The following is a 10,548-nucleotide window of genomic DNA, read 5'->3' on the forward strand; positions in this document are numbered from 1 at the left end:
TTTTGATAAGCCTTTAAGATTCCAAATCTTTTAGGATCAATCTTTGCCTTATTTTCCATTCCTGACTCCTTTAGGAGTCAACTTATTTCAGTACAAGACAATTTTTGAGTCTTGAAACTTTGAAGAGAACAAAGAAAATGAAAAACTTAGTAGAGAAGCTGCCGGATCAGCAGCCCGCCTTGCGCGTGATGGCGATGCCTCCGGATACCAATCAGTACGGAGATGTCTTCGGCGGCTGGATTATGAGTCAGGTGGACTTGGCCGGATCTTCCATCGCTTCGCGTGTTGCAAACAGCCGAACCGCTACAGTGGCCGTGACAAGTTTCACATTCAAGGAGCCCGTCTGGGTCGGAGACGTGGTCTCTTTCTACGCAACGGTACTTAAAGTTGGTACCACCTCTATCACGGTAGACGTTACTGTTTTTGCGGAAAGACTGCACAAAGACAACCACCGCATTGTCAAAGTGACGGAGGCTCAGCTGGTCTTTGTGGCCTTAAATAAAGACGGGCGCCCTCAGCCCGTCTACAGAGCGGACAATCCGGCGCCCGAAAAAACAGAATAGAAAACTATTCAGCAAACTTCGGCTGACGTTTTTCCATGAAAGCGCTGAAAGCTTCCTTGCTTTCGGCGCTTCCTTCTAAGTGGGAAGCTGCTTCTTCTTCAAGCTTGCGCTGTTCTGATAAACCGGACATATAGGCGGCTTTAAGCAGTCTCTTTGTGGCCACCATTGCCTCGGGCGGTAAGGAAGCTAGACGCAGTGCGGCGGCGCCGGCGACAGTCATGACTTTGTCGTCTTCAACGATATGGTTGACGAGCCCCATAGCGACAGCTTCGGCAGCAGAAATCGGTTCGGAAAGAAGCAGTTTTTGCGCGGCAAGTTTGTAGCCGCCGCTTTTTACGGCTAATAGACTTACGCCGTAGCGGGGTGTCTGTCCCAATGCCAAACCCGGCATAGAGAAAAGCGCGTGCTCGCCGGCAAAGACAAGATCACAGTGATAAAGCATTGCGGCGCCCTGACCCACTGCAGGACCGCTCACGGCAGCGACAATCGGCTTAGAAAGCGCATCGAGCGCATCGATGACTTTCTGGAATTCATTAAAAATCTGTGTGTTTTCCGCCAGCTGCTCTTCAATATCCAAGCCTGCGCAGAAGACATTGTTGTGTCCGCACAAAACGATGCTGCGTACACGCGTATCATCGTTGAGTTCAAGGAACTCTCTGGCCAAATCCTTGCAGAGTTCGGAATTAAGAGTGTTTCGTTTTTCAGGGCGGTCGATTGCAACTTGCGCAATCTTACCTTCGATCGTTGTAACAATTGGCATTTCGTTTCCTTCAGAGTTCCGCTTATTTTGGCGCTTCTATACAAGCGCCGCGGGTTATTCTCACTAATTCGAGATTTTTAAATTTTCCAAAGTAAAGAGATCGATATTCGGATCATCTTCGTCGGTCGTGCGGACATAGCCGCGTTTTACCATCATGCCGTGCATATTCTCATTGTCTTTAAGTACATAGCCGACGATTTGTTCTAGCCCTCTGCGGCGAGCCTCGGATTCAATTTCGTCCATGAGCAACGTCGCGAGCCCGTGTCCCTGCCAATCATCTCTCACGGAAATTCCGAATTCAGCGGACGTGCGGCTAGGAAGCAAAGACAGACGAGCTTCCGCAATAATGTCGCCGGTATCCGAATTCGGATCTACTGCAAAAATACAGAAAGAACGATCGGGATCAGAAGAAACTGCCGAGACGGCAATCGACTCAAGAGAGCTTGTCAGACTGTGAAAGCGCAGTCTGCGGGACTGGTCGGAGAGCGAACCGAGGTATTTCAAGAAGTTTTCTTTGTCTTCCGGCGCAGCATTCTTGATCTTGACTAAGCCATACTTTCCTCGGACGTTTTTCTCAAAACTCGGCCGATAAGGGAAGATCAAATGAGAGGCGTTTTCGTCTGCGGTCAGCGTATCGGATCCTATGACGCAGTGAGCATCTAAAACAATGGCATGACCTTTTCCGCAGAGAAGCGGATCGATGTCGATGGAACGGACGGCCGGCACCTCTACGGCAAGCTGCGAGAGGCGAATGAGTGCAGTCACAGTCGGTTCCGGATCGCACGGAGGAAGTCCTTGGAAATCGCCTAAGAACGTCTTAAAGGGCTCCGAGGAGATCATGTCCTGCGCTTCTTTGAGCGAAAGCGGTGCAAAGTTAAAGACGGTGTTCTTAAAAATCTTTCCGTAGAGGCCGCCGATACCCAGATAGACGATGGGGCCGAAATGACGTGTCAGTTTCATGCCGACGCGAAGTTCGCGGCGATTATCCGTGTCCAGAGTTTTTTGAAGGAATACTCCGAAGCCTTCCTCTGTTTGACCGAGGTGAATTGCCCGGTCCGCCATGTTTTTCCAAGCGCCCTTGAGCTCACGCTCGTTTCGAATTCCTAAGATCACGCCTTTGGCGTCGCTTTTCGAGAGGACACCGTCCATGCGGAGCTTCATGGCAACGGGATAACCTAGGGCCCGAGTTGCCTCAATTGCTTCACCAAGCGAAGCGGCGTAAATTCCGGCCGTGGTTTCGAAGCCGATACTTGCTAAAAGACGTTTGCTTTCTTCTTCGTATAGCAGATGGCGTCCCTCTCGGCGCGCTGTTTGGATGACCTTCCGTGCTCCCGCAAAAAATGCAGGATCGGAAGGAATGACGGAATAACTTCCCGGTACGCCGTCACTCTTAAATTTACGGAATTGTTCCATCAGTCGAATCGCCCGGCACGCGCCCTTCATGTCGTTCATCGCTACGATGCCGTTCTTGCGAAGATGTTTTATGGCAGGGAAGTCCGGTTCCGTTCCGATCCAAACAGTGACGGCCGGCTTTTGCGATTTCTTGAGAATCGGAACCAGTTTTTTCGCCAAATCAAGAGAGTTCAGCGAAGGATTGGTCACCACGCTCAGCACGATACCTGAGCATTCAGGACGATTGAGAAGGTAGTCTGTTAGATCGGCGATAGTTGCGGCGTCCATATCCAGTCCCATATTGACCGGATTGGCATATGGGAAAGTAATTTTGTATTTGTCCCGCAGTTCTTTGGCGACCGTGCTGTCCGGTGTTGCCAGACGCAGTTGATTGTTATAGGCGTGATCGGCCAGAAGGGAATCCAGTCCTTTGCTGTTCACGAGTCCGTACAGTTCACCGGAAGCTAGTTCTCGGCGCATGGCAAAGGCCTGAACTGCATAGTTAAGTTCTTTGAGCGAAGATACAAGAAGGGCGCCGGCGCGCACTAATGCTCGTTTCATAACGCCGTCTTCGTCTTCTCGAGCTCCGCTGTTGTTAATGACAATGTCTGCGGACCCCGGTGTCTGTCCGCCCTTCAATAAAATAACCGGCTTGTTTGCTGCGGCTAATCGAATGGCAGACAGCAGCTTCCTCGGCTGCTGGAAGGACTCGAGATACAGCACGATACAGCGGGTTTTACGGTCATAAGCCAGCATGTCGACGTAGTCAGCCACGGTAAGGACCTGCTCAAATCCGGGATCAATAACGTGAGAAAAGCCGCACTGGGCATTAGTGACGTAATCAATAATGGTGCAGGAGAGCCCCGGGGACTGACTGACGAGACCTACCTCTCCGGCGGGAGGAAGGGTGGGAAGGTAACTCAGATTCAGGCCTTCCGAGGGTGTCATGAGACCCAAAGACTGAGGTCCGACGATACGAACTCCTGCAGCTGAAGTTTTGTTGATGGCTTCTATGACCGGCTCGGTCAGATCGGACTTCGGAAATCCTCCGCACAGAAGAATATTTTTAACGCCTTTTTTTAGGCAGCTTTCCAGGGCTTTCGGATAAACGGACGGTGGGCAGACAAAGACGGCTAAATCTACATCTTCCTTTATATCCGTGAGCGCCGCATAGGAAGTTTCACGCCCGATCGTTTTGTATTTCGGATTTACGGGAAAGAGTTTTGCCCGAGGTGAAGCGCTTTTGGCAATTTTCCAAATAAGCGTGCCGAAGCTTCCGCTTCTTGCGCTTGCTCCGACGATAGCGACGGAACGCGGGTTGAACAGCGTATGCAGATAGTGATTGAAGTCCATGGTATTGGCCGATCCAAAAGCCTGACGGAAGTTAAAGTCTAAATCAGGCGGGTAAGTCTGTAGTGAAGCATGTCTCAAAAATGCCAAAGGCGCCTGCAGATTTTTTCACATCCGAATAAGATTAGAAGCTCAAAGTACACTTGAGAAGGAGAGTGTGTGAGCGTCGAATCTAATTCCCCGTACACTGTTTTTATTGACGAAGCCGAGCGGCGCGTGGCGGTGTTGGATCAGAGACTTTTGCCCCACCGTGTGGAGTACGTTGATCTTAAAAATGCACAAGAGGCGGCTGAGGCGATCCGCGACATGACGGTTCGCGGAGCCCCTTTGATCGGCGTGACGGGTGCAGCCGGAATGGCTTTGGCCGCAGATGAAAGCACCGAGACAGGATTTTTGATTGAAGCCGCGAACCTTTTAAAGAGTGCGAGGCCGACCGCCGTCAATTTGAACTGGGCCGTCGACTTTATGCTCAAGCGGCTGAAAGGAATGGAGCCCGACCGCAGACGAAAAGCGGCTTGGCACTTAGCCGCCGAGATCTGTGAGCAAGAGCGATCGATGAGTATTCGTCTTGCGAAACACGCTCAAACAATTATTGAGGCGCTTTATTTAAAGCTCGGCAGGCCGCTTAACATTCTCACGCACTGCAACGCCGGAAAGCTTGCGACCGTGGAACTCGGAACCGCAACGGCCGGGATTTATACGGCATTTGAGGCCGGAATTCCGCTGACGGTTTATGCCGATGAAACGCGTCCCCGACTTCAGGGGACGCTGACCGCCTGGGAGCTGAGAGCTGCAGGGATCCCCGTTTGTTTGATTGCAGATAATGCAGGCGGCGAGCTCATGAGGGAAGGCGGAATCGATCTGGTGATTGTCGGAGCCGACCGCATTGCTGCAAACGGAGATACGGCAAATAAGATCGGAACCTACCTAAAAGCGTTGGCAGCGGCAGATAATCAACTTCCTTTTTATGTTGCAGCGCCGATATCGACGTTCGACTGGACGGCAAAGAGCGGAGGAGATATTCCGATTGAAAACCGTTCCGGAGATGAAATACGCTGGGTGCGAGGCATTGATAAACACGGACATGAGAGGGAAGTCTGTATCACCGATCCCGGCATCGCAACCGTGAATCCCGGCTTTGACGTCACACCGGCACGCTTGATTACAGGATTCATTACGGATCGCGGCGTCTTTGTGCCGGAAGACTTGAAAGATTTAAGGGTGAACAGTCATGTTTGAAGATAAGGAAGAAAAGGCGAGAGAGGAAATCATCGACTACGCCTTAAAACTGAGTCGAGCAGGTCTTAATGTCAACAGCAGCGGAAACCTCTCTGTACGGTTTGATTCTCCGGAAGGCAAAGGTTTTTTGATTACGCCGACGGGTCTTCCCTATGACGAAACCGAACCGGAAGATTTGGTGCGGATTTTATTTACGGACAACGGCTGCTATAAGGCGGTAGGAAGCCGCCAGCCTTCATCGGAGTGGAACCTCCATGCTTTTCTTTATCAGGCTCGTCCCGATATCAACGCCGTTGTGCATACGCACTCTCCGTACGCAACCATGCTTTCCTGTCTGGACGAGGCAATTCCTCCGTTCCATTACATGGTTGCGGCCGCCGGAGGCGATACGATTCCCTGCGCACCCTATGCTACGTTCGGTTCCGTAGCGTTAGCGGAGGGCTGCCGCGATACGCTGGGCAAGGATCGCTTGGGGTGCCTCCTTTCGCATCACGGCAGCGTGGCAGCGGGCCGTAACTTGAAACAGGCCTACGCTGTTGCTTTGGAAATCGAATCGCTTGCTCGGATGTGGATGAATCTTAAGCAGATCGGCGGTTGCCCTCTGATTGATAAAGAAGAGATGGCGCGAGTGAAAGAGCAGTTTAAGACCTACGGACAGCAGGAGAATGGCCATGAAGAAGGCTGAGGCGCCGGCGTCTAAGTGGTGCACTCCGGAAGGCTCTCTCATTGCATGTACGGAAAAGAATAAGGTGATGGCCGAAAATCTTGAAGAAATCAAAGGGTACCTTCAGGACGCTATCGACGACGCTGTTCTTATGGGATGCTCCGAAGCTTCTTTTCGCGAGGCCTATTTGGACTTGATCCGCAATCTGCATTCCCAATATCCCGAGAAAAAAGCTCAGGCCGGAGAAGAAAATGACAAAGATTTATAAACTGATTTTAGTTTGCTGCGCAGCGCTATTTTTGACGGCTTGTGCTCACCCCGACATGATCAAGCTCAACGACACGTACGACCACACTGTTAAAGAGCTCGGTGTCCCCGACTCTACGACACGGCTCCCCGACGGATCGATTCGAATCGTTTATTCCATGCAGCCGATGGGCCAGGCTTCCTACGTGATGATCTTTAATCCGGAAGGCAAATTGATCTTTAAGGATCAGCTTCTGCAGCAAAAATACTTCAACCAGATCAAGCCTAAAGTCCAGGACAGCCAGGATATCTACACGATGTTCGGAAAGCCCTGCGAACAGTGGCACTACAAGAATTTAGGCGAACACACGTATATGTATCGCTACCTCGATGAATCCGGATTCCCGATGGCCTTATGGGTCGACTTTGACGACAAGGATGATAAAGTTCTGCGTTACGTTTTAAGTATTGATCCCTGGGTCCAGAGGGACGCGGATCAGCGAGATTTCTAAAAGTTTTTTCTAGATGCATCCTCCTCAGCAGCACAAGTTCGGATTTAAGGCCTGGATTCCGACGATCGGACTGGCCTTTGCCGCTTTCGTTTTCAACACTTCTGAATTTTTACCCGTCGGCTTATTGCCGAACATTGCAGAATCGATTCATGAGTCTGTCTCAAAGACCGGCCTCATTATTACGGTTTACGCCTGGGTCGTATCTCTGTTGTCGCTCCCGCTTACGATATTGACCGCGAAGCTGGAGCGGCGACGGCTGCTTCTTTGGCTCATCGTGATTTTTGCACTGAGCCATTTCGTGGTTTTGTGGGCCGATACGTTTGAAAAACTCATGGGCGCGCGAATCTGTGTCGCGGTAACGCATTCCATCTTTTGGTCCATCATGACGCCTCTGGCGGCCAGAGTAGCGCCGTTCGGGAAGCAGGCATTTGGTTTAGCGGCGGTGATGGGCGGCTCGATTGTCGCAACGGTGCTTGGTGTTCCGATCGGAACTCATCTCGGACAGCAGGTCGGCTGGCAGGGATCCTTCTTCATCGTGGGTATGGCTGCCGTATTGCTTTGGGTTATTATCTTTTTCTCGCTGCCTGTCTGTACCAGCAACCGGGCCGGTTCTTTAAAGAGCCTGCCGTCCTTGTTTAAGCGCCCGGCGCTTGTACAGCTTTACCTTCTGACCATGGTCGTGATTTTGGGCCAGTTCACGGTGTACTCCTACATCACGCCGATTCTGATGAATGTCGGACACTTGTCTGAGAATGCCACAGTCTGGTTCCTGTTTATTTTCGGTATTGCCGGCATTATCGGAACCGTGATTAGTTCTAGGACAGTGGATAAGCACCGCTCAGGCACTCTGGTGATCCCGATGCTGATCATGACGGTCTGTGTCGGACTGCTGACGGTTACCTCTTCGCATTTCGGTGTTCTGGTCATACTCGGAACTTTCTGGGGCGCTTCAATGACGGCGATCTCGATGGCGTTTCAGACTCTGCTCTTGGATACGGCCCGAGATGCTGCCGACGTGGCGACATCAATGTTTTCCGGCATTTTCAATATCGGTATTGGCGGCGGAGCCTTTATCGGCAGCCGAGTGTCTGCTGAGTTCGGTTTCGCCGCGGTTCCGTATGTCGCCTGTGCACTTATCGGTGTTTGTGTGCTGGCCTGTGCGGCGATTTGGCTGAAGCGAGGCTCGGCGATCTTGCCGACTCGCTAAGACGAATATACGAATACCACACAAATGAAAACGGCCCTCCGTCGGAGGGCCGTGAATCAAAAAAGATTCAAATTATTCCTTCTTGTGCTCGTTGCGCAGACGGATGTGGAGCTCTCTCAATTGTTTTTCATCAACAGGAGAAGGAGCCTGCGTCAGCAAGCACTGTGCACGCTGTGTCTTTGGGAAGGCGATCACGTCACGGATGGAATCAGCACCGCACATCATGGTGACGATACGGTCAAGACCGAATGCTAAGCCGCCATGGGGAGGTGCACCGTACTGGAGAACGTCAAGCAGGAAGCCGAACTTGGCGCGGGCTTCTTCCGGACCGATCTTAAGTGCGTTGAAAACCTTGCTCTGAACATCAGCCTTGTGAATACGAATGGAGCCGCCGCCGATTTCCCAGCCGTTGAGAACCATGTCGTAAGCTTTGGCGAAGCAGTTTTCCGGATCGGTAACGAGTTTGTCTTCGTCGCCGTCTTTCGGGCTTGTGAACGGGTGGTGGCAGGCAACCCAGCGTTCTTCTTCCTCGTCGTACTCGAACATCGGGAAGTCGATAACCCACAGAGGTCTCCAGCCTTCTTCAAACAGGCCGTGGGACTTGCCGAATTCGGAGTGACCGACTTTCAAACGCAGAGCGCCGAGGGAGTCGAAAACGATCTTCTTGCGGTCGGCACCGAAGAAAATGACGTCTCCGTCCTGTGCACCGGTTCGTTCGATGATGGCCTTGAGGACATCGTCGGAAAGGTTCTTAACGATCGGGCTCTGGAGGCCTTCCCTGCCGGCCTTGACGTCGTTAACTTTGATGTAGGCCAAACCTTTGGCACCGTAGATCTTGACGAAGTCGGTGTAGCCGTCGATTTCGCTGCGCGGCATGGAGGCACCGTGCGGAACACGGAGGGCCATGACGCGGCCGTCGTTGAGTTCGGTAGCGGATCTGAAGACCTTAAAGTCAACGTTGCCCATCAGATCGGTAAGATCTGTGAGTTTGAGCTTGACGCGAAGGTCAGGTTTGTCGGAGCCGTAGTTGTTCATAGCATCCGTCCACAGCATGATCGGGAACGGATTGGGGAGATCGACGTTGATAGCTTCTTTGAAGACAGTGCGGACCAGCTCTTCCATCAGGGCGCGGATTTCAACTTCGTTGAGGAAGCTGGTTTCAATATCAACCTGAGTGAATTCAGGCTGACGGTCAGCACGAAGGTCTTCGTCGCGGAAGCACTTAACGATCTGGTAGTAGCGGTCAAAGCCTGCGCACATCAGCATCTGTTTGAAGAGCTGAGGAGACTGCGGCAGAGCATAGAAATGACCGTCGTGAATACGAGAGGGAACCAGATAGTCGCGGGCGCCTTCCGGGGTGCTCTTGGTGAGCATCGGAGTTTCGATGTCGATGAAGCCGTGCTTATCAAGGAAACGGCGGAAAGCCATTGCAGCTTTGTAGCGGAGCTTCATGTTGCGCTGCATCGGCAGACGACGAAGGTCGAGCACACGATAAGTCAGACGTGTGGTTTCGGAGAGGTTTTCGTCATCAAGCAGGAAGGGAGGAGGTGCGGAAGGATTCAGGATCTTGAGTTCCTGAGCCAGCACTTCAACGCCGCCGGAGATGAGGTTTTCGTTGCGAGTGCCTTCCGGACGAGCACGAACCAGGCCTTTAACCTCCACAACGAATTCGTTACGGACTTTATCGGCAGTTTCGAAGACGTCGGGACGATCCGGGTCGCAGACGATTTGGACCAGGCCTTCACGATCGCGCAAATCGATGAAAATAACACCGCCGTGGTCGCGGCGGCGATGGGCCCAGCCGTAGAGGGTGACAGTTTGACCGAGGAATTTCTCGTCAATCAAACCTGCATATTCAGTACGCATTAAAAACTCCGCAAAAGCGAGCACTTTTCGTGCTCTATCAATAAATTCCCGTTCATTCTAAACAATGGGTACTCAAAATGACAATTCAGTTGTATGTCTTTCGGATTCGGGAGTAAGGCAAATCACTTATCTTTTTTAGCAGGGCAATTTTCGTTGCAGTGGGAGGCAGGCAGGGCGGCAGAAGATCCGCCCTTAAAGTCTGTAGCATACCAACCTTTTCCCTTGAGCTCGAAGCCGGGTGCCGAAAGCTGTTTAACCATCGTTTCCATGTTGCATTTCGGACAATGGGTAATAGGAGCGTCGGAGTATTTCTGCAGAACATCTTTTGTGTAGCCGCAGTTAGAGCACTTGTAAGAGTAGATAGGCATTTCGCTTAAATAATAAAAGCTAAAAAATTTAAAAAACACGGCAAGGAAGGAGGCTTTCGCCAAGTTACTGGCCGTGCTGCATAAGCTAGACAATTATAGAGCGGCGGGTTTTCTTCCTCACTAACCTTGAGAAGAGATTGAGGACGGCGCCGCGGAAATAAGAAAAGGCCCGCAAAACGCGGGCCGAAAAGACTTATTCAGTCAGACGAGATTATTCGTCTTCATCCTCCCGTTTTCAATACCTGAGCTAGCTTAAAAAACTTCGCGAGCCCCCGTGGGTTCTCTTTTTTCGCTAAAAATATTTCTCTAAACTTATGTATTATTTGTAGTATAATAAGTCTGTGATTAGCCTAGGAGGAGCTATGCACTACAGACTTGGAT

10 protein-coding genes are annotated in these 10,548 nt (G+C 51.4%); 6 read left to right on the forward strand and 4 right to left on the reverse strand.

Translation table 11 applies throughout. The annotated features are described in order from the left end of the window. The first annotated feature begins 137 nt into the window (after positions 1-137). Positions 138-563 carry an acyl-CoA thioesterase gene (locus tag ACZND6_RS11920; protein WP_008865026.1) on the forward strand — a complete coding sequence of 142 codons (426 nt, stop codon included), beginning with the start codon at positions 138-140 and terminating at the stop codon, positions 561-563. A gap of 4 nt (positions 564-567) precedes the next feature. Here ACZND6_RS11920 and ACZND6_RS11925 read toward each other — a convergent pair whose 3' ends face one another. Then, a complete protein-coding gene (locus tag ACZND6_RS11925; RefSeq protein ID WP_293737086.1) occupies positions 568-1,323 on the reverse strand; it encodes an enoyl-CoA hydratase-related protein in 756 nt (251 codons plus the stop codon). Between the two features lie 63 nt (positions 1,324-1,386). Continuing rightward, positions 1,387-4,068 (reverse strand): bifunctional acetate--CoA ligase family protein/GNAT family N-acetyltransferase, encoded by a 2,682-nt coding sequence (locus tag ACZND6_RS11930; RefSeq protein WP_293737085.1) that lies wholly within the window; start codon positions 4,066-4,068, stop codon positions 1,387-1,389. A gap of 156 nt (positions 4,069-4,224) precedes the next feature. Here ACZND6_RS11930 and mtnA point away from each other — a divergent pair, with 156 nt between their 5' ends. Genes mtnA through ACZND6_RS11955 form a run of 5 tightly spaced genes read left to right on the forward strand, consistent with a single transcriptional unit; the run spans position 4,225 to position 7,933 of the window. Beyond that, a complete protein-coding gene (gene mtnA / locus ACZND6_RS11935) occupies positions 4,225-5,304 on the forward strand; it encodes an S-methyl-5-thioribose-1-phosphate isomerase (RefSeq protein ID WP_293737084.1) in 1,080 nt (359 codons plus the stop codon). Further along, on the forward strand, positions 5,297-5,989 hold the full coding sequence (locus tag ACZND6_RS11940; protein ID WP_300874223.1) for a class II aldolase/adducin family protein: 693 nt from the start codon (positions 5,297-5,299) through the stop codon (positions 5,987-5,989). The genes mtnA and ACZND6_RS11940 overlap by 8 nt, the downstream gene beginning before the upstream one ends. Next, positions 5,976-6,236, forward strand: coding sequence for a hypothetical protein (locus ACZND6_RS11945; protein WP_300842576.1), 261 nt, complete (start codon positions 5,976-5,978; stop codon positions 6,234-6,236). Before ACZND6_RS11940 ends, ACZND6_RS11945 begins: the two co-directional genes overlap by 14 nt. Next, entirely contained in the window at positions 6,220-6,726 is a 507-nt protein-coding gene (locus tag ACZND6_RS11950) for a hypothetical protein (protein ID WP_293737081.1), read from the forward strand. Before ACZND6_RS11945 ends, ACZND6_RS11950 begins: the two co-directional genes overlap by 17 nt. A 13-nt stretch (positions 6,727-6,739) precedes the next feature. Beyond that, positions 6,740-7,933 carry a sugar transporter gene (locus ACZND6_RS11955; protein WP_293737080.1) on the forward strand — a complete coding sequence of 398 codons (1,194 nt, stop codon included), beginning with the start codon at positions 6,740-6,742 and terminating at the stop codon, positions 7,931-7,933. A 72-nt stretch (positions 7,934-8,005) separates the two neighbouring features. Here ACZND6_RS11955 and aspS read toward each other — a convergent pair whose 3' ends face one another. Both aspS and ACZND6_RS11965 read right to left on the reverse strand, forming a co-directional pair. Beyond that, positions 8,006-9,799: an aspartate--tRNA ligase gene (aspS, locus tag ACZND6_RS11960; RefSeq protein ID WP_300874226.1), complete on the reverse strand. Its 1,794-nt coding sequence runs from the start codon at positions 9,797-9,799 to the stop codon at positions 8,006-8,008. Positions 9,800-9,921: 122 nt separating this feature from the next. Next, on the reverse strand, positions 9,922-10,167 hold the full coding sequence (locus ACZND6_RS11965; RefSeq protein ID WP_021868173.1) for an FmdB family zinc ribbon protein: 246 nt from the start codon (positions 10,165-10,167) through the stop codon (positions 9,922-9,924). Positions 10,168-10,548 lie beyond the last annotated feature (381 nt).

Source organism: Parasutterella sp. (assembly GCF_057870745.1).